The organism is Arcicella lustrica (assembly GCF_034930985.1).
GTDB classification, from domain to species: Bacteria; Bacteroidota; Bacteroidia; order Cytophagales; family Spirosomataceae; genus Arcicella; species Arcicella lustrica.
This window is the reverse complement of sequence record NZ_JAYGIM010000005.1, coordinates 97,598-117,555: the sequence shown is the minus strand read 5'-3', so window position 1 is coordinate 117,555 and position 19,958 is coordinate 97,598. Positions and strand designations below refer to the sequence as shown.

Here is a 19,958-nt window from a genome sequence, read left to right as displayed (position 1 = left end):
AAGAAAATGAAATCATTTCAGATTCCTGATCTATACAAGAGTACTATCATCGGTGGTATCAAAGAGAAGCGCCGTTTGGAGGATAAGCTCAAAAAAGATTTCACGCCAACAGTCTTGGATTATGGTGTTGTAAGATTTTTGATTTCTAGGCACTTTGGCTTTTGCTATGGCGTCGAAAATGCAGTTGAGATTGCTTACAGAACGATAGAGGAAAATCCTGATAAGAGAATCTTTCTGCTATCAGAAATGATTCATAATCCTGATGTAAATGCCGATTTATTGAGTCGTGGCGTGAGTTTCATCATGGATACTTCTGGCAAACAATTGATTCCTTGGGAGGAATTGACTGCTAATGACGTAGTAATTGTGCCAGCTTTTGGTACAACAGTTGAAATCCAACAACGTCTTTCAGATATTGGTATCAATGCTTATCAATACGATACTACCTGTCCTTTCGTAGAAAAAGTATGGAATCGTGCTACAGCGATTGGTCAAAAAGATTACACCATTGTGGTGCATGGAAAACCTGCGCACGAAGAAACCAGAGCTACTTTTTCTCATGCCAAAGAAAATGCGCCTACCATTGTTGTAAAAGATATGAAGCAGACCATCGAATTGGCGAAATACATTATTGGCGAAAAACCTACTGAACAATTTTACGAAGAATTTAAAGGTCAATACTCTGAAGGTTTTGATGTAAAGAAAGATTTACAAAGAATCGGCGTGGTGAATCAGACTACGATGTTGGCTTCGGATACGCAAGGAATTGCAGATTATTTGAAGCAAATCATGATTCAGCAATATAACATTGAAGGTTCTGATGTAACGGCTTATTTTGCTGATACTCGTGATACGCTTTGTTATGCTACCAACGATAATCAAAGTGCTACTTATGGTTTATTGAAAGAGGAGGCCGATTTAGTAGTTGTTGCGGGTGGTTATAATTCATCAAATACTTCACATTTGGTAGAATTATGTGAGCAAAAATTGCCAACCTATTTTATTTCTTCTGCCGATAAAATCCTGACAGAAAATCTTATCAGTCATTTTGATTTACATTCAAAAACTGAAAAACATACAAGTGATTTTTTACCCAAAAAAGAACCAATGACGATAATGCTTACTTGTGGAGCTTCTTGTCCTGATGCAGTGGTAGAATCAATTTTATTGAAATTACATTCGTTTTTCCCTGATGCACAGCCTATTCAAGGCTAAGAAATTTTGTTGAATTGTGGTTTTATCACGATTCAACAAAATACATTGTTTATTCCTTTTTAGCTTAAAGCTTCCTCTCCCTTATTTTATTCACATCTTATTTTTGTATTCAACGGGAAATTTATTGGGTCAAGCCCTTTCACAATATAGGGTATTTTTACTTCCAGAAGTCTATACTAGATATGAGTTTGGGTTAAAATAATTTATATTTTGTAACTTAAAACCATAATTTACTATTTCGGAAATTTAAATTATGGATTCGGGTTACAAACGGTAGAAATAACTTTTTATAACTTGATATTTAACTAGTTAATAAAACCACATAACTCAGCCTAATCCCTAGATTAAAAACCCTTTTATTTGTATTCCTAAATTAATCATAACATAATGCAAAGACGTTCGGCAATCAAAAATTTAGCTCTGACGATAGGTGGAACAATTGTTTTACCAGCGTGGGCAAATGCGTGGAGCAAAGAATCGATTCAAAGTGGTGCTTTTAAGATTACTTATGCGCAAGAAACTTTATTGGCAGAAATCGTAGAAACGATTATTCCAAAAACAGATACTCCAGGAGCCAAAGAACTGGGTGCAGATAAATTTATCTTGAAAATGGTAGCAGATTGTTACGATAAAAAATCTCAAGATATTTTTGCGAAAGGAATGGTTTCGGTAGATGAGTTATCGAAAAAAGAAAATGGTAAAACCTTTGTAGAAAGCGATGCTAAACAAAAATTAGATGTATTGAAGAAAATGAGTACTTCACCAAACAGCGACGAAAAAGGTTTTGTACAATTGGTAAAAGGTCTGACAATCGACGGTTACTTAGTTTCTGAATATGTGATGACCAATCTAAGAATCTTTGAAATGGTTCCGGGTCGTTATCATGGTTGTGTGCCAATCAAGAAATAGTACTAAAAATTTGCTTGACAACTTAAACGTCTAAGCTATTATTCACGGTCTCAAATTTTATCTCAAGAAATGTCCAATTTAAATATAGATGCTATTAAAAACCAAACTTACGATGCCATCGTAATTGGTTCAGGAATTAGTGGTGGCTGGGCTGCCAAAGAACTTACAGGAAAAGGATTACGCACATTGGTTTTAGAACGAGGAAGAGATGTAAAACACGTAATAGACTATCCAACTACTTTGATGCAGCCGTGGGAATTTGAACACCACAATCGTATCAAAAAAGAAGTAAAAGATGCCAATCCAATCGTTAGCAAATGTTATGCTTTCTATGAAGGCACAGAACAATTTTTTGTAAAAGATGCCGAACATCCATACATACAAGAAAAGCCTTTTGATTGGATTCGTGGCTACCAAACGGGTGGAAAATCTTTACTTTGGGCTCGCCAGACACAACGTTGGTCAGAATATGATTTTCAAGGGCCAGCTCGTGATGGTTTTGCCGTAGATTGGCCAATTCGTTATGCTGACCTTGCTCCGTGGTATAGTTATGTGGAAAAATTTGCTGGTATTTCTGGTAATAAAGATAATGTAGCTAGTTTGCCAGATGGTGAGTTTTTAGCGCCACATGAACTAAACTGTGTAGAGAAATACTTCAAAGAACAAGTAGCGAAGAACTATAAAGATCGCCATATTATTACTGGTCGTTGTGCGCATCTTACTTCACCAAAACAAGTACATTACGACCAAGGAAGAGCGCAATGCCAAAGCAGAACGATTTGCGAAAGAGGTTGTCCTTACGGTGGATACTTCAGCAGTAATTCTTCTACTTTACCTTGGGCTGCCAAAACGGGTAAATTGACTTTGCGTCCGCACTCGGTAGTTCATTCTATCATTTATGATGAGAAAAAAGGCAAAGCTACAGGTGTGAGAGTAATTGATGCTACGACCAACCAAATGATGGAATTTTATGCAAGAATCATCTTTGTAAATGCGGCGGCTTTAAATTCAAATTTGATTTTGTTGAATTCAACTTCACACCGTTTCCCGAACGGATTAGGAAATGATAGTGGAGTATTAGGAAAATACATAGCCTTCCATAATTACACAGCAACTATTAATGCGGATTACGAAGGGTTTTTGGATAGTACAACCGATGGACGTAAACCAAATTCAGCGTATGTTCCTCGTTTTAGAAATGTTGAAAAACAAGAAACAGACTTCTTGCGTGGTTATGCGGCAGGTTTCTCGGCGGGGCGTTATCAACACGATGATAGAAGTGGCTTAGGAGAAGATTTGAAGAAAGCTTTATTGAAACCAGAATATAACAATGTTTGGAGCGTAGGCTCGCACATGATGGGCGAAACTATTCCGAAAGAAAGTAATTATGTAGCTTTGGATAAATCGAAAGTTGACCCTTGGGGAATTCCTCAGTTGAAAATTTCGGTTGAATATGATGATAATGACCGTAAAATGGTTAAAGATTTCTTTGAACAATTCACAGAAATGTACACCAAAGCAGGATTTAAAAATATCAGAACGAACGATTCAAACCGTACTCCTGGTTTAGATATTCACGAAATGGGCGGCGTAAGAATGGGAAAAGACCCAAAAACGTCTATTCTGAATAAATGGAATGCGATTCATAGCTGTAAAAATGTTTTCGTAACAGATGGAGCATCTATGACGTCAACATCAACCCAAAATCCATCACTAACTTATATGGCAATGACGGCTCGTTCAGTTGATTATGCCGTGAAAGAAATGAGAAAAGGGAATTTGTAAGTTTTTAGCTATTAGTGATGAGCTATAAGCTGTGAGATTTTAGAAAGAATAGAACAACAAAAAAGGGTAAGTGTCCAATTTAGTACTTCCCCTTTTCTATAAGTAAACTATTAATATAAAAAATCTCAAAGCTTATAGCTCATTTCTCAAAGCTAACCTAATAGCTAAACCTTAAACTTCTCTCTCGAAGTTCTGATTTCTGGTAAATGCTCATTTGCCCAAGTTGCCAAACTATTGATATGAGGCACAAGACTAAAACCTAAATGCGTTAATTGATATTCTACTCTTGGCGGAATTTCAGGAAATACTTCTCTTGAAATTAAACCATCTGCTTCCAAAGACCTTAAAGTAACCGTCAGCATTTTTTGTGAAACATCCCCAATCGTTTTATGAATTTCATTAAAACGCATCGTACCAGTTTGTCCCAAAACCATCAAAACAAGTATCGACCATTTATCACCAAACCTATCTAATACATTTCTAACAGGACAATTTGGCGAAATTGTAAAATTATCTAAGATTTTATCCATTTTAATTGATTGATTATCAGTAATACTAACATCAAAGTAAGTATCGCACTTTTTCGTACCTTCTTGATAGATAAATACTTAGTCTATACCTTTGACTTACCAAAAGTAACTTAATTACTTTTAGTTTGCAAAAGGATATTCAAAATAAACAATTAAAGAAATGAGTAAGATATTAGTAACAGGAGCAACTGGCGGATTAGGAAGTGCAGTTGTTAATGCTTTATTAGCCAAAACAGAGGCTTCAAACATTGCAGTATTGGTAAGAGATGCCGCTAAAGTAGAAACTTTGAAAGAAAAAGGAGTAAGTGTTCTTGTGGGTGATTATAGTGATTTTGATTCATTAGTGGCTGCATTTCAAGGAATTGATAAATTGTATTTTGTTTCAGGAAATGATATTCATAACAGAATTCCTCAACAAGAAAATGTAGTAAAAGCAGCCGTTGCTGCTGGAGTAAAACATGTAGTTTATACGAGTTTCCAACGTAAAAATGAAACGGCTACTTCTCCAATTGCCTTTGTAGCAGAAGGTCACTTAAAAACAGAAGAATGGTTGAAGGCATCTGGACTTACTTATACCATTTTGAAACACGGTTTATATACAGATTTATTGCCAATGTTTGTGGGCGAACAAGTACTTGAAACAGGCGTAATTTATCAACCTGCTGGTGATGGAAAAACAGCATTTGCTTTGCGTACAGACATGGCAGAAGCTGGAGCAAACGTGTTGATAAGTGAAGGACACGAAAATAAAATCTATAATATTACTGGTGCGAAAACTTATTCGTATCAAGACATCGCTAACATTATTTCAGAAATCACAGGCAAACAAATTATATATGTTTCGCCAAGTGTGGAGGAATTTACAAAAACACTTACAGAAGTAGGCGTTCCTGCTGAATATATTGGTTTGTTTGCTGGTTTTAGCGGAGCAATTAAAGAGGGAGAATTTGATGAAGTAAGCTCAGATTTAGCAGATTTATTAGGAAGAACTCCAGTAGATGCTGAAACTTTTTTACAAGGAGTTTATGGAAAGTAATTTGAAAATTTGAAGATGTGTCAATTTGAAAATTAATGCAAAACCCCGTTGTTGAAAACTTCAACAACGGGGTTTTATGTTTTAAAAAAACTGAAAGCTCAACGCTCACGGCTCACAGCTAAAAACTTACAAAGCCGCCAAAGCTTGTTCAATATCTTCTTTTAAATCGTCGATATGTTCGATACCTACCGAAATTCTTAACAATGTAGGTTCAACTCCTGCCGAAATTTGTTCAGCTTCTGAAAGTTGTGAGTGCGTTGTTGACGCTGGATGAATAATCAAGGTTTTAGCATCGCCAACATTTGCCAAGTGACTAATTAGTTTTAAACTATTCACAAACTTTTCAGCTTTGGCTTTATCGCCTTTTAGTTTAAATGAGAACACTCCTCCAAAACCACGAGTAAGGTATTTTTTCGCTAATTCGTGATATGGGCTACTTGCTAAGCCGGGATAATTTACAGCTTCTACTTCTGGATGTTCTGACAACCAATTTGTAAGAGCAAGTGCATTTTCACCAATTCTTTCTACTCTTAAAGTCAACGTTTCTAAACCTTGTAACAACAAGAAAGAATTAAACGGACTTTGTGCTGGACCCCAATCACGTAAACCTTCTACTCTGGCACGAATGATAAACTGAATATTCCCGAAAGGTCCGCCGATACCAAAAACATCATTCAAGACCAATCCGTGATAACTTGGAGACGGCTCAGTAAACTGTGGATATTTTCCATTTCCCCAGTTGAAAGTACCAGCATCCACAATTACTCCACCCATCGTAGTTCCGTGTCCGCCAATCCATTTAGTCGCAGATTCTACGATGATATGAGCACCATGTTTGATTGGTTGTGCAATGGCACCGCCCGCACCAAAAGTATTATCAACAATAATTGGCAAATCGTATTTGGCTGCTAAAGCCGAAAAAGCTTCGAAATCAGGAATACTGAAACTTGGGTTTCCGATAGTTTCCAGATAAATCGCTTTGGTTTTATCATCAATCAAAGCTTCAAAAGATGATACATCGTCGCCATCAGCAAAACGAGCTTCAACACCAATATTTTTGAATGAATTTTTGAATTGATTATACGAACCACCGTATAAAAACGAAGTAGTGATAAAGTTGTCGCCAACCGTCGTGATATTATTGATAGCGATAAACTGTGCTGCATGTCCAGAAGCTACTGCTAAAGCCGCTACGCCACCTTCCAATGCTGCTAAGCGTTTTTCAAAAACATCACTTGTTGGATTCATGATTCGGGTATAAATATTCCCAAATTCTTTCAAGGCAAAGAGGTTAGCTCCATGTTCTGCATTGTTGAACTGATAAGCCGTAGTTTGATAAATAGGTACTGCACGTGAATTGGTTGTAGGGTCGATTTCTTGCCCAGCGTGCAATTGGAGTGTTTCAAATTTCATGAGATTGTTTGTTAATTAGATTTAATAAATTCTATAAATTCGATAGACAAAGTTATAATTTTAATTTAATGTGTAGATATTAAGACTGTAAAATTTTATAAAATAATTAATGACAAGTAAATCAGTAAGTTATCGTTAATACTTCTTCAAAATCTTCTCGACGGCATCTAAATATCCGCCACCAAAAAGATTAACATGAACCATTAATGGGTATAAATTATAAAGTGGAATGCGGTCACCAAAACCATTTTCGATAGGATATACTTCGTGATAGGCTTCATAAAAAATGGGTTCAAAACCGCCAAACATAGTGGTAAAAGCTAATTCTGCTTCTCGCAAACCATAATAACAAGCGGGGTCAACTAAAGCTACCAAACCTTTGCTATCTGTCATCACATTTCCCGACCATAAATCGCCATGAAGTAAAGCTGGCTTTTCGTTTGGTATTAGGTTTGGTATTTTTTCGAAAAGTGTTTGAAATTTATCGTATAATTCTTGTGAAATCTTGCGGTCGTAAAGGGCTAAACCAGCTTGTACTTTCAATCTTTTTTCAATGAAAAACTGAACGCCATCTTCCATCCATTCATTATTTTGGCGTAAAGCACCAATATAATTATTAAAATCTAAACCGTGACTGTGGTGTGTATGTGTATGAAGTTTGGCAAGTTTTTGACCGAAATCTTGCCAATAGTTTTCTTGTTTATAACTTGCCGTCAAGAATTCAATCATCAAATATTCTTTATCCAAAATCTTTCCATAATTGATTACTTCTGGAATTGAAAGTACGTCCTTATCACGCAAAGTTTGTAAACTTTTTGCTTCCGATTCAAACATGCCATCGTGGTCTCCTTGATTCCATTTAATAAAATAATCGCCTTCGGCAGCTTTTACTTTTACAGCAAGATTAAAGTTTCCGCCATAAAAAAACTGAAAATCAAGTACTTCTGGATGATGTCCTAAGTTTTCAAAAAGAATACTTTCGATAAACTGATATTGTTCTTGCGTCTGAAAAGTCATACAAATATTGATTGCAAAATGTGTCGATTAGGATTTATTTATCTCCTGTCTTCTTGGGTTTATTCCAAAATTACGAGAAAACCGTTAAATTGCATGGATTGAACGATTTTATCAAAAACAAATTGTTGAAATTCATTTCAGCAGTTATCAGCGAAAATTAAAAAACAAAATGAAATACAAGAAACACGTTTTTATTTGTACGAATCAGAAAGATGCACCAAAAAAATGTTGTGGCTCAGAAAGAGGAAGCGCATTGGTTGATGCTTTCAAAGCATCTTTAAAAGAAAAAGGATTGTTGTCAGAAATCAGAGCACAAAAAACAGGTTGTTTAGATGTTTGTGCTTTTGGCCCAGGTTTAGTGGTTTATCCAGAAGGAGTATTTTACGGTAATGTTCAATTATCTGATGTTGAAGAAATCGTAGAAAGTCATTTAATTGGTGACCAAGCGGTTGAACGTTTGGTAATAGCTTAACATTATTTCCATTAATTTGAAACGGATTTTTCCGTTTCAAATTAACAATCAAAAACAAAATGTACAGAATTTATCCCACATTAATCAATTCATTTGTTTTGTATGAGCAACAAGTATTGGATGCTCAGGGTAATATTTTGGTGGATTTGTGGGAAATGATTGATAGAATTAACAGAGTAAAAAAGCCAACAACCGAAGCCCAACAAAAAGGTATTGATTTTGAAAAAGCAGTAGTGACGGGCGAAAATGAAGAATTATTTGGTGAAAAAATCATCGAAAAAGCTCGTGAATTTTTACCAGCCAAATACAAAACACAGTTTTACACAGAAGCCAAGTATAAAAATTGCTTGATTTACGGTTTTGTAGATTTAGTCGGTGGCGACCGTGCTGTTGATTTAAAATCGACCAGACTTTATGAACCCAATCGTTTTGCGTTGAATCATCAGAATTTGTACTTATTAGGCTTGCAAAAATGGGGCGTAAAAACCTTAGATTATATCATCACTGATTTTGAAGACGTATATCAAGAAAGATATGACATCAAAACTTACGATTTTACACCACTCTACCGACAAATAGACGCTTTCGTAGCATTTCTTGAACAGCACAGAAAATTAATCAAAGACAAAAAGATTTTTGATAAAAAAGGAGACAGTAATCAGTTGTCGTTGTTTTAAGATGGCTTTAGGCTATAAGCTATAGGCAGTAGAGTAGGTTTAAATTTTCTAATTTTTTTAAAAATTAAACCAAAAAATCTTCAAGTCTTTTGTCTTCAGTCTTGCTTCTTGTTTCTAAAATCTCAAAACTAAAGAATCCCCTTCAACTCAATCAAATCCCTCACTTCATGTTTAGGTTGTAAAGTAATATCTTGTTTTCTGCCATCTGGGTTAAAGAAAACCGTATCAATTCCAGCTTTGGTAGCACCCACAATATCGCTCTGAAAACTATCGCCAATCATGATACATTCATGAGGTTTTGCTCCAACCAAATCTAAAGCATATTCAAAAATACCCACTTCTGGTTTTTTGAATCCTGAATTTTGAAAAGTAACGATTTCTCGGAAATAGTGTTTAATCCCGCCAGAAGTCATTTTAATATCTTGTACTTCTATAAAACCATTCGTAATAATATGCAATGGGTACTTTGGGAAAAGGTAATCTAAAACAGATTTGGCGTTCGGTAGTAAATTGGGTTTGCGAACTGAAATGTTGATATAATTATCCGAAATTTTATCACAAAGCGAATAATCATAACAGCCTAATTCAGAAAAAACCATTCTAAAACGATTGTGACGTAATTCGGGCTGAGCTATTTTCCCTTGTTCATACAAATCCCATAATTGATGGTTGATTTCGTTGAATTTTAAGTAAAACTGATGCGAAGAAGGAATGCCATAAGTATGTAAATCGAAGTTTTGATATACTTCGTCTAAAGCTTGTTTAGAATTGGTATTATGATCCCAAAGCGTATGGTCAAGGTCGAAAAAAAGATGTTTGTACATAAGGATTTTTATACAAATATGCTGAGGTAAATCTTTGAAACAAAGTACTAAGCATTTTGTTTTGAAGGATAAAACCCGAATTAATTTGCAATAAGATATTCTTTTGTATAAATTCATAGTCTGTAAAAAACAATTTCAAGAAATCTAATTGAACTATAAAATGGCTAGTCAACCCACTGAAGAAAACCAGATAAATGTAGAATTAACCGAAGCAATGGCAGAAGGAGAATACGTGAATCTGGCGATGATTGCACACTCTCAAAGTGAATTTGTGATTGATTTTATCAAAATGATGCCCGGAATACCAAAAGCAAGAGTAAAGTCAAGAGTAATTCTTACCCCCGACCATGTGTATCGTCTTTTGAATGCTTTAAAAGAGAATATTCAAAAATACGAAGAGGCTTATGGCCCTATAACAGACGATAAAAACCAAGACGGATTCCATTTTCCAACAAATTATCGTGGTCCGATAGGAGAAGCTTAGATTAAACTATAAGCAACACAATTTTTAGCATTTTCATCAATAAAGCGTAAAATGAGTAATAGATTATGGTCTATTTGCTTGATTTACGCTTTATTGTTAAGACAATAATGAGTAGATAGTAAGTACTTTGAGGCTTTAAAATATATAAATAATTAAATATTGTGATACAATGAATCAAAAACTGACCAGAGAATATTTAGCGTCGAATGCTGAAAACTTGAGTAAACTTGTTGAATTACCTAACGATAAAATTTTTGAACTTCCAGAGAAAGTACTTCAATTTGGTACTGGAGTATTATTGAGAGGACTTTGCGATTATTTTATTGATAAGGCTAACAAAAAGGGAGTGTTCAATGGTCGTATAGTGGTGGTTAAATCTACAGACAAAGGTGGCACTGACGATTTCAACGAACAAGACGGACTTTTTACACATGCTGTAAAAGGTTTAGAAAATGGACAACCCGTTGAAGAATATATCATTAATGCTTCAATTTCTCGTACTATTTCAGCTCGTTCACAATGGAATGAAATCCTAGCTTGTGCGAAAAATCCTGAAATGCAAGTAATCATTTCTAACACAACAGAAGTTGGTATTGCTCTAGTAGAAAATGATAAAATCACAAATACTCCTCCACAATCATTCCCAGTAAAACTATTAGCCTTTTTATACGAGCGTTGGAAAGAGTTTAAAGGTTCTGCAAAAAGTGGAATGGTGATTATTCCGACTGAATTAATTGTTGGAAATGGAGATAAATTACAAGAAATTGTATTAGAACAAGCACATCGTAACGGACTTGAACCAGAATTTATCGAATGGCTTGAAAACCATAATTCATTCTGTAATTCATTAGTAGATAGAATTGTACCGGGAAAACCAGACAAAGAAATTTGTGAAGAATTGGAAAAGAAATTCTCGTATCAAGATGATTTGATGATACTTTCTGAGGTTTATCGTTTATGGGCAATTCAAGGCGACGAGAAAATCCGTAAAGTTTTATCTTTCGCAAGTGCAGATTCAGGTGTTATCATCGAAAGAGACATCGAAGTATATCGTGAATTAAAGTTAAGAATGCTTAACGGAACCCATACTTTAACCTGCGGAATGGCTTATTTATTAGGTTTCCGTTTGGTGAAAGATGTAATGAGTAATAGCTATTTAAGTAAAATTATCACCAATATGATGTTGGGCGAAGTTTCTTTAGCTATTCCTTATAAAATAGATCCTAAAGTTAAAGACCGTTTCGGTAGAATGGTTTTAGACCGTTTCCGTAACCCATTCTTACAACATAAATTATTAGATATTACGGTGCAATACACTGCTAAAATGAAGATGCGTAATATCCCTATTCTTTTACAATACTATCGTGAATTTGGAAAAGCACCAGAATTGTTTGCAATGGGTTTTGCGGCTTATTTACAATTCATGAAGGCAGAAAAAGAAGTGAATGGGAATTATTTTGGAGAATCAAATGGTGAGTATTATCCAATCAATTGTAATTTTGCTCCGTACTTTTATGAAGCTTGGGAAAATTTTGATTTAGATAAAGTATTATCCAACAGAAGTTTGTGGGGAGAAGACTTAACACAATTAGAAGGGTTTTCTGATGCAGTAAGAAAATATTTATGAAAAAAGTAGTCACTTTCGGTGAGATAATGATGAGGCTTAGTACGCCCAATCATGCTCGCTTTCAACAGTCGACAAGTTTTGATATTAATTTTGGTGGGGGCGAAGCAAATGTTTCGTCCTCATTGGCTATTATGGGTATTCCAGCGAGCCACGTTACTCGTTTCCCTGATAATGATTTAGGCGTAGCCGCTATCAATACTTATCGGAAGTACGGATTGAGTATGCAAGATGTAGCACTTGGAGGCGACCGTATCGGTATTTATTTTGTAGAACAAGGAGCAGCGATGCGTCCAAGTAAAGTAATTTATGACCGAGCCAATTCATCTTTTGCTACATTGAATCCTGCTGAATTTGATTGGGAGAATATTCTAAAAGATGCCCAATGGTTTCATTTCACGGGTATTACTCCTGCTATTTCAGCAAGTGCAGCTCAAGCTTGCTTAGAGGCTGCGCAAACAGCGAATCGTTTAGGGCTAAAAGTTTCTGCCGATGTAGGCTATCGTTCTAATTTATGGAAATGGGGCAAGAAACCCAATGAAGTAATGCCAGAATTGATTGAAAACTGCGATGTAATTATTTGTAGTAAAGGCGATGCTGAAGATATGTTTGGCATTGTGCCTAACGACGAAAAGAAGAGTTTCAAATCAGTTTGTCAACAACTTACAGATCGTTTTCCAAAGCTTAGGAAAATATTGACAACCAAACGAGGACAGATTTCAGCTTCGCACAATACTTTGGTAGGAAAATGTTGGAACGGATTTGAAATGCTAGAAACCAAGCAAATCAATATTCCAGATATTGTTGATAGAATTGGCGGAGGAGATGCTTTTATGGCTGGTTTTATTTATGGAGAAATCATTTATCAAAATACTCAGAAAGCAATAGAATTTGGAGTAGCAGCTTCGGCATTAAAACATACAATTGAAGGCGATTTTAATTTATCGTCAGTAAAAGAAATTGAAGCCGTGATGAACGGCGATGTAAGTGGAAAATTAAGAAGATAAAATAGCTATGAAATTTTCCAAAGAGACTTTGTATGACAAACTTAATGAAACACCCATTATGCCACTTTTCAATCATCCCGAAATTGAAAAGAGCAAAGCGGTAGTAAAAGCTTGTTACGATGGTGGAATCAGAGTTTTTGAATATACCAATCGTGGTGCTGGTGCAGATAAAGTTTTTGCCGCATTAGTAAAATACATTCGGAGTGATTTTCCAGATATGGCAATAGGTATTGGTACTATTTATAATGCTGAAGAAGCTGAATACTTTGTTAGCTTAGATGCAGACTTTATTGTTCAGCCGACATTGGATGCTGGAGTAGCTCAGGTTTGTCAAAAAAATGACATTGCTTGGTTCCCAGGAGTACTTACTCCCAACGAAATCTATAAAGCCTATCTATTGGGTGCAGATATTGTTAAAATATTTCCTGCAAATATTTTAAATCCTTCTTTTATTAAATCTGTTAGAACGGTGATGCCCCAAGTAGAAATGATGATCACTGGTGGCGTTGAACCCAATGAAGAAAGTCTAAATACTTGGCTGGATGCAGGAGCTAAATTCGTTGGAATGGGCGGACAGTTATTCCCTAAAGCAATTTTAGAAAGCAACAATTTTACTTGGATTGAAAATACAGTAAAAGAAAGTCTAAGAATTCTTTCAAACAGATAATCCTTCATCTACTTTGGTCTTTATCTTTAAATCCTGCTAAATTTTTTCCTCAAGGTTTTAAGATAATCTCTCACATTCTCATTAATTTTGTACTTTTACAAGAATATCTGAAAACAGGTGGTTTTAAATGATTAACTTTACACAAGACCTGTCATTAAAAATATTAATATAAAGAACAAAATCATAAAATGGGATTATTCAATTTCCTGACGTCAGACATTGCGATTGACCTTGGTACTGCCAATACGTTAATTATCCATAAAGATAGAATTGTGGTTGACGAACCATCAATTATTGCCCTTGATAAAGCCACCAATAAAGTATTGGCGATTGGTAACAAGGCGATGCAGATGCACGAAAAAACCAACGAGAATATCAAAACCATTCGTCCTTTAAAAGACGGAGTAATTGCCGATTTTACGGCTGCCGAATTGATGATTCGGGGAATGATTAAAATGATTGATACGGGAAACCGTTTTTTAACGCCTTCTCACCGTATGGTGATTTGCATTCCTTCAGGAATTACTGAGGTTGAAAAAAGAGCGGTAAAAGATTCAGCAGAACATGCTGGAGCTAAAGAAGTGTACATGATTCACGAGCCTATCGCTGCGGCAATTGGTATTGGAATAGATATTGAACAACCAAATGGTTCAATGATTGTGGATATTGGTGGTGGTACAACTGAAATTGCAGTAATTGCGCTTTCAGGAATTGTATGTGAAGCTTCTGTACGTATTGCGGGTGATGTATTTACTCGTGATATTGTTGACTATATGCGTCGTGAACACAATTTATTGATTGGCGAACGTTCAGCAGAATTAATTAAAATTGAAGTAGGTTCGGCTTTGCCAGAATTAGAGAATCCACCTGCAGATTATGAAATTCGTGGACGTGACTTAATGACTGGTATTCCAAAAGAAATTAAAGTTACTTATTCTGAAATTGCTTATGCTTTAGATAAATCAATTTCTAAAATTGAAGAAGCAGTAATGAAAGCCCTAGAGGTTTCTCCTCCTGAACTTTCAGCCGATATTTACCATAATGGTATTCATTTAACAGGTGGCGGAGCTTTATTACATGGTTTAGATAAACGTTTGGCAAATAAAACTAAATTGCCAATTCATATTGCGGATGACCCATTAAGAGCTGTTGTACGTGGAACAGGTGAAGTATTAAAACATCTTGACCACTTCAAGCCCATTCTCATCTCTTAATTAATCAAGCTAAGAAATGAGTAAATGAAAGAATGATATTTTTATGTTCTTTCGTTTACTCATTTTTACATTATAGACTTTTCCAAAATCAATTACTCCAAGATTCTTCTTTTAGCAAATGTATCAGTTAATCCAATTTATTTCTAGGAAACGAGCCTTCATTCTGTTTGCATTATTGGAGGTACTGAGTCTGTGGTTTTTTTATTCATACAATAATTACCCAAGTGCTGTGATGTTTAACACAACCAATTATTATGCAGCACAAGCTTTAGATGTTTCGAATTCAATTGTTGAATATTCAAATCTTAGAAAAGTTAATGATGATTTAAGTGCTGAAAACAAACATCTCTACGAATTGGTTGGAAAATTACAAGCCCAACAAACACCAATAGCTTTAACAAATATTACTTATAAAGCAGATTCTGCTGTGGCTGCTCGTTTTAAGTTTACAGTAGCCAAAGTAACAAATCTTTCAGTAGCACAATTCAATAATTATATTACGATTGATAAAGGTACTGCGGATGGTTTGGCTCCGGGAATGGGCGTAATTTCTTCAACAGGGGTAGTTGGTAAAATTAAATCTTGTTCAGAACACTATTCAAGAATAATTTCTATCCTTCATTCAGAATATACCGTTTCGGCGAAAGTTAAAAGTAATAACGAAATTGGTTCGGTAAAGTGGGATGGGAAAAATCCTTCTATTGTTGAAATGACTGATGTTTCAAGATATAAAAATGTTAGAGTAAAGGATACTATTATGACTTCCGACTTTAACTATGTTTTCCCTTCTAACATCGTAATCGGTTATGTCAGTAAAGTAGGTTTAAAGCCCGATCAAACTTTTCATGACATTAAAGTAAAATTGGCGACTGATTTTAGTACACTTTCTTATGTTTATGTCATCAATAATAAACTTGAAAAAGAACAGAGAGCTTTAGAAAGTACTGACAGCGAAGTAAAGAAATAAAAAACTGTTGTGATAATTGTGCATAGCTTAAACTCGGCAATTTAATTTAAGAATGACTCCAAGAAATATTTTTCCACAAATACTTACTTTTATTTTTTATCTTTTGTTGCAAATTTTCTTTGTCAGACAATTGGTATTCCTTAATCACGCATTTTGTTTTGTTTATGTAGCCACTGTTATTCTACTTCCTTTTGATATTAGTAGAGTTCAGCTAGTGTTTCTAGGCTTTATTGCTGGAATGTTTATTGATATTTTTTATAATACCATCGGTGCAAATGCCGCTGCGATGACTTTCATCGCTTATATTCGTACTCCCATTTTAGCACTATTAGTTCCACAAAGAGGCTATGACGAACGCCAAGTACTTAGTCTAAAATCAATGGGTTTATCTTGGTTTGTATCTTATGTGATGATTTTGACATTTGTTCATCATTTTATACTTTTTTCATTAGAAGCCTCAGATTTCGGACTTATTCTACCCATTCTAGCCAAAGTAATTGCCAGCACTATTTTTACAACCTTAGTAATTGTCATTATTCAATTTTTTAGAAAAGATTAGTCACCAATCATGATTGTGCCTTTTTGTCAGTAAAATGATAAAAATCATGCTTGGCAAGTTGTTTGTTTATAAAAAATTATCTAAAACAATGTAATGTAGATTCAATAAATTACTTGATAATGAAGGTATCATTTTCTATTTTTATCAAGTGATATTCAGCAGCAACCATGGACGAGCAAGAAGAAATTAAAATAACTCAAACCTATACTGAAGTAGAAAAACACAGAGTTTTCGAAAAAGAGTTTATGCCGTACATTGACTCAATGTACAACTTTGCCTTTCGTCTAACGAATGATGAAGATGATGCCAACGACCTTGTCCAAGACACATATCTCAAAGCATTTAGATTCATCAACTCTTTTGCTGAAGGAACTAATGCCAAAGCATGGCTGTTCAGAATCCTAAAGAATAGTTTTATCAACGACTTTAGGAAGAAGTCTAAAGAACCTTCTAAAGTTGATTATCAAGATGTTGAAACAACTTATAATTCTGAAGAAGACGCTGAAACAACCCAAACAGTAGATTTAAGAGCTGATACAGTTCAAGATTTAATTGGGGATGAAATTGCAAACGCTTTAAATGCTTTGCCAGTTGATTTTAGAACGGTGATTATCCTTTGTGATGTTGAAGGATTTACTTATGAAGAAATGGCGAAGATTTTGGATATTCCTATCGGAACCGTCCGTTCTCGTTTGCACCGTGCCAGAATGTTGTTGAAAGAGAAATTGAAATCGTATGCCAAATCATTAGGCTATGACGTAAATGCTGACAGCATGGCAGAATAAGTAGTCATGGATATAAAAAAATGAACTTTCAAAGGAATATTTTTTTTATTTTTAAACATAAGGGAATTTTTTTATAAACCTTCCTGTTGATTAACTACTTGATTATCACAAATAGTAACCCCAATAAAACGCCAAATTAAATTTGCTTAATCCAATAGAATAATGGTTTCCGAGGTTGAAAAAATTCAAAAAAAGACAAGCTGCGAGCACCAATCTGAGTGTATGAAATTAGTCCAGTTAATTGTGGATGGTCAGGCAACAGACGAGCAAATAGCGCAATTTAAGCAAAACATGGATAAGTGTTTGCCGTGTGAGAAAGGATATGAATTGGAGAAATGTATCAAAGAAACAATGCAATTGAAATTGGAAAAAAAATGCGTTCCTTCAAGCTTGATTGATTGTATCAAAAAGAAAATAAGTGCATTGTAATTGAGCTAGCTTGCTCTTTTGATAAAGGTTATTAAGTCCGTCGTGATTGTTACGATATACTTAATAGCCTTTTACTTTTAATTAATTAGGGTATTTTGTACCTACTTACTTGTTGAAAATTGGAAAACGGAAAGCTTATTATCTTCTCAGCCCCTTCTGGTTCGGGCAAAACTACTATTGTAAAGCATTTGCTTGCCAATAATGACAATCTTGGATTTTCTATTTCTGCTTGTACTCGTGATAAACGTGGACGTAACGAAGAAAATGGGAAAGACTATTACTTCATGACACCCGATGAATTCAAAGCGAAGATTGATAATGATGAATTTGTAGAGTGGGAAGAAGTATATCCTGGAGCTTATTACGGTACACTGAAATCAGAAATTGAACGACTTTGGGCTTCTGGAAAACATGTCATTTTTGATGTAGATGTTCGTGGTGGCGTGAAATTAAAAGAATATTATAAAGACAGAGCTTTATCAATCTTTGTAAAAGTGCCAAGTGTACAAGAACTAGAAAAACGTTTGCGTGAACGTGGTACAGATTCAGAAGATTCTATCTCGAAAAGAGTATTTAAAATGAATTTTGAAATGTCTTTTAAAGACAGATTTGACATCATTTTATTAAATGATGACTTAACAGAAGCTTTCAGAAAAGCACAAAAACTGTTTGATGATTTTACGAAAAAGCTTTAGGCTTTAAGCTTTGAGCCTTGAGCTTTAGGTTTTAAGTTTTGAGCTTTGAGCTTTGAGTTTTGATTTGCAAGATAAAATAAAGAAAATATTAATTTTTTATCTTAATTCTCATAGCTCATTTCTCATAACTCATAGCTTACAGCTCAAAGCTTACAGCTCATAGCTTACAGTTCATAGCTCACAGCTATATGAAAATTGGTCTCTTTTTTGGTTCTTTCAATCCCATCCATATTGGGCATTTAATTGTTGCCAATGTAATGGCAACCACTACAGATTTAGAGCAAGTCTGGTTTGTAGTTTCTCCGCAGAATCCTTTCAAGAAAAATAAATCTTTATTACACGAATTCGACCGTTTGGACATGGTTGAAAAAGCCATTACTGATAATCCTAAATTTAAGGTAACTAACATAGAGTTTTCGATGCCCAAGCCTTCTTACACGATTGATACGCTAATTCGTTTGCAAGAAAAGTATCCGCAACATGAATTCAAATTAATTATTGGTGGCGATAATCTAGCTCAGTTTCCGAATTGGAAAAACCACGATAAGATTTTAGAATATTTCGGTTTATATGTCTATCCACGTCCGAATTCAGAACCTAGTGATTTAGAAAATCATCCAAATGTACGTTTAGTCAAAGCTCCATTATTGGATATTTCAGCTACTTTTATTCGTGAATGTTTGAAAAATGGACAATCTATCAGTTACATGATTCCAGAAGCAGTAGAAGAGTTTATCTTGAGAAAAAAGTTTTATCTATGAAAATAAGTATTTTAGGTTGTGGTTGGTTAGGTTTGCCTTTGGGCAAATACTTAGTAGAGAATGGTCATGAAGTAAAAGGTTCTACTACTTCTGAAACCAAAATACCTTTGCTTCAAAGTGTAGGCATTCAGCCTTTTTTGCTTAAATTTTCTCCAGCAGTAGAAGGTGAAGAACTTGTTGAATTCCTTCAATCAGAAACATTAATTATTTGTATTCCACCTCGTGCTGGCAAGTATGGTGAAGATTATCATATCCAACAAATTCAATCTTTAATTCCTGCCATTAAAAAATCCAGTATTCAATCCATCATTTATACTTCTTCTACGTCCGTCTATCCAGATTTGAATAAAGAAATTACAGAAGAAGATGAAGTAATAGCTTCTTTCGCTTTGATAAAAGTAGAAGAATTATTAAAAGCACTTGATACACAAACAACTATTTTACGTTGTGGAGGCTTGATGGGAATGGAAAGAATTGGGGCGAAGTATTTTGCAGGAAAGCGCATCAATACTGGACAAATTCCTGTGAATTACATCCATCAAGATGATGTAATTGGCATTGTTTCAACGATACTTGAAAACGGTTTTTGGGGAGAAACTTTTAATGCTGTCTCGCCAGAACATCCTGTACGTGAAGCCGTTTTTCTTAAGAATTGTAAAGAATATGATTTTGAAATCCCAATTTTTGAAGAAGCTACAGAAGCCATTCCATTTAAAATTATCAGCCCGCAAAAGCTTATTGAGAAAACTGGCTATCAGTTTAAATATGCTAATCCTTTAGATTTTATATATTCATTTTAGTAGTTAGTGAATTGTGAGTTAGTGAATAATTAGACATCGGATTTCAGCTTTTAAAAATTTCCCAAAGCTGAAATCCGACATCCGAAAT

At 34.8% G+C, this 19,958-nt stretch carries 22 protein-coding genes; 18 read left to right on the top strand and 4 right to left on the bottom strand.

What is annotated here, in order from left to right; translation table 11 throughout:
* Window positions 1–6: 6 nt before the first annotated feature.
* From VB798_RS07260 to VB798_RS07250, 3 genes are all read left to right on the top strand, one after another.
* Window positions 7–1,215, top strand: coding sequence for a 4-hydroxy-3-methylbut-2-enyl diphosphate reductase (locus VB798_RS07260; protein ID WP_323257704.1), 1,209 nt, complete (start codon window positions 7–9; stop codon window positions 1,213–1,215).
* A gap of 387 nt (window positions 1,216–1,602) precedes the next feature.
* On the top strand, window positions 1,603–2,124 hold the full coding sequence (locus tag VB798_RS07255; protein ID WP_323257461.1) for a gluconate 2-dehydrogenase subunit 3 family protein: 522 nt from the start codon (window positions 1,603–1,605) through the stop codon (window positions 2,122–2,124).
* A 69-nt stretch (window positions 2,125–2,193) separates the two neighbouring features.
* On the top strand, window positions 2,194–3,909 hold the full coding sequence (locus VB798_RS07250) for a GMC family oxidoreductase (RefSeq protein ID WP_323257459.1): 1,716 nt from the start codon (window positions 2,194–2,196) through the stop codon (window positions 3,907–3,909).
* A 164-nt stretch (window positions 3,910–4,073) separates the two neighbouring features.
* On the opposite strand, the gene VB798_RS07245 is transcribed toward VB798_RS07250, so the two are convergent.
* A complete protein-coding gene (locus VB798_RS07245) occupies window positions 4,074–4,439 on the bottom strand; it encodes a winged helix-turn-helix transcriptional regulator (RefSeq protein ID WP_323257457.1) in 366 nt (121 codons plus the stop codon).
* Between the two features lie 160 nt (window positions 4,440–4,599).
* On the opposite strand from VB798_RS07245, the gene VB798_RS07240 reads away from it, so the two are divergent.
* On the top strand, window positions 4,600–5,475 hold the full coding sequence (locus tag VB798_RS07240; RefSeq protein WP_323257455.1) for an SDR family oxidoreductase: 876 nt from the start codon (window positions 4,600–4,602) through the stop codon (window positions 5,473–5,475).
* Window positions 5,476–5,601: 126 nt separating this feature from the next.
* On the opposite strand, the gene VB798_RS07235 is transcribed toward VB798_RS07240, so the two are convergent.
* A complete protein-coding gene (locus VB798_RS07235) occupies window positions 5,602–6,888 on the bottom strand; it encodes an O-acetylhomoserine aminocarboxypropyltransferase/cysteine synthase family protein (RefSeq protein ID WP_323257453.1) in 1,287 nt (428 codons plus the stop codon).
* Between the two features lie 135 nt (window positions 6,889–7,023).
* Window positions 7,024–7,905 carry a fructosamine kinase family protein gene (locus VB798_RS07230; protein ID WP_323257451.1) on the bottom strand — a complete coding sequence of 294 codons (882 nt, stop codon included), beginning with the start codon at window positions 7,903–7,905 and terminating at the stop codon, window positions 7,024–7,026.
* A gap of 169 nt (window positions 7,906–8,074) precedes the next feature.
* Here VB798_RS07230 and VB798_RS07225 point away from each other — a divergent pair, with 169 nt between their 5' ends.
* Both VB798_RS07225 and VB798_RS07220 read left to right on the top strand, forming a co-directional pair.
* Window positions 8,075–8,377 carry a (2Fe-2S) ferredoxin domain-containing protein gene (locus tag VB798_RS07225; RefSeq protein WP_323257449.1) on the top strand — a complete coding sequence of 101 codons (303 nt, stop codon included), beginning with the start codon at window positions 8,075–8,077 and terminating at the stop codon, window positions 8,375–8,377.
* 59 nt (window positions 8,378–8,436) lie between these two features.
* A complete protein-coding gene (locus VB798_RS07220; RefSeq protein ID WP_323257447.1) occupies window positions 8,437–9,054 on the top strand; it encodes an adenine nucleotide alpha hydrolase family protein in 618 nt (205 codons plus the stop codon).
* Window positions 9,055–9,182: 128 nt separating this feature from the next.
* On the opposite strand, the gene VB798_RS07215 is transcribed toward VB798_RS07220, so the two are convergent.
* Window positions 9,183–9,878 (bottom strand): YjjG family noncanonical pyrimidine nucleotidase, encoded by a 696-nt coding sequence (locus VB798_RS07215; RefSeq protein ID WP_323257445.1) that lies wholly within the window; start codon window positions 9,876–9,878, stop codon window positions 9,183–9,185.
* 160 nt (window positions 9,879–10,038) lie between these two features.
* Here VB798_RS07215 and VB798_RS07210 point away from each other — a divergent pair, with 160 nt between their 5' ends.
* From VB798_RS07210 to VB798_RS07155, 12 genes are all read left to right on the top strand, one after another.
* On the top strand, window positions 10,039–10,362 hold the full coding sequence (locus tag VB798_RS07210) for a DUF3467 domain-containing protein (RefSeq protein WP_184129586.1): 324 nt from the start codon (window positions 10,039–10,041) through the stop codon (window positions 10,360–10,362).
* A gap of 169 nt (window positions 10,363–10,531) precedes the next feature.
* Window positions 10,532–11,989, top strand: a complete 1,458-nt coding sequence (locus tag VB798_RS07205) for a tagaturonate reductase (RefSeq protein WP_323257441.1) — start codon at window positions 10,532–10,534, stop codon at window positions 11,987–11,989.
* Window positions 11,986–12,993: a sugar kinase gene (locus VB798_RS07200; protein ID WP_323257439.1), complete on the top strand. Its 1,008-nt coding sequence runs from the start codon at window positions 11,986–11,988 to the stop codon at window positions 12,991–12,993. Before VB798_RS07205 ends, VB798_RS07200 begins: the two co-directional genes overlap by 4 nt.
* 7 nt (window positions 12,994–13,000) lie before the next feature.
* Window positions 13,001–13,660 (top strand): beta/alpha barrel domain-containing protein, encoded by a 660-nt coding sequence (locus VB798_RS07195; RefSeq protein WP_323257437.1) that lies wholly within the window; start codon window positions 13,001–13,003, stop codon window positions 13,658–13,660.
* A 188-nt stretch (window positions 13,661–13,848) separates the two neighbouring features.
* Window positions 13,849–14,874 carry a rod shape-determining protein gene (locus tag VB798_RS07190; protein WP_323257435.1) on the top strand — a complete coding sequence of 342 codons (1,026 nt, stop codon included), beginning with the start codon at window positions 13,849–13,851 and terminating at the stop codon, window positions 14,872–14,874.
* 118 nt (window positions 14,875–14,992) lie between these two features.
* Window positions 14,993–15,841 (top strand): rod shape-determining protein MreC, encoded by an 849-nt coding sequence (gene mreC / locus VB798_RS07185; protein ID WP_323257433.1) that lies wholly within the window; start codon window positions 14,993–14,995, stop codon window positions 15,839–15,841.
* 52 nt (window positions 15,842–15,893) lie between these two features.
* Complete coding sequence (locus VB798_RS07180; protein WP_323257431.1) at window positions 15,894–16,400, top strand: hypothetical protein; 507 nt, start codon at window positions 15,894–15,896, stop codon at window positions 16,398–16,400.
* A gap of 167 nt (window positions 16,401–16,567) precedes the next feature.
* Window positions 16,568–17,185 carry a sigma-70 family RNA polymerase sigma factor gene (locus tag VB798_RS07175; protein ID WP_184129601.1) on the top strand — a complete coding sequence of 206 codons (618 nt, stop codon included), beginning with the start codon at window positions 16,568–16,570 and terminating at the stop codon, window positions 17,183–17,185.
* 222 nt (window positions 17,186–17,407) lie between these two features.
* On the top strand, window positions 17,408–17,614 hold the full coding sequence (locus tag VB798_RS07170) for a phosphohydrolase (protein ID WP_229202765.1): 207 nt from the start codon (window positions 17,408–17,410) through the stop codon (window positions 17,612–17,614).
* A 119-nt stretch (window positions 17,615–17,733) separates the two neighbouring features.
* A complete protein-coding gene (gene gmk, locus VB798_RS07165) occupies window positions 17,734–18,309 on the top strand; it encodes a guanylate kinase (RefSeq protein ID WP_323257427.1) in 576 nt (191 codons plus the stop codon).
* 188 nt (window positions 18,310–18,497) lie between these two features.
* Complete coding sequence (gene nadD, locus VB798_RS07160; RefSeq protein WP_323257425.1) at window positions 18,498–19,070, top strand: nicotinate (nicotinamide) nucleotide adenylyltransferase; 573 nt, start codon at window positions 18,498–18,500, stop codon at window positions 19,068–19,070.
* Window positions 19,067–19,870, top strand: a complete 804-nt coding sequence (locus VB798_RS07155; protein WP_323257423.1) for a Rossmann-fold NAD(P)-binding domain-containing protein — start codon at window positions 19,067–19,069, stop codon at window positions 19,868–19,870. The genes nadD and VB798_RS07155 overlap by 4 nt, the downstream gene beginning before the upstream one ends.
* The last annotated feature ends 88 nt before the right edge of the window (window positions 19,871–19,958 follow it).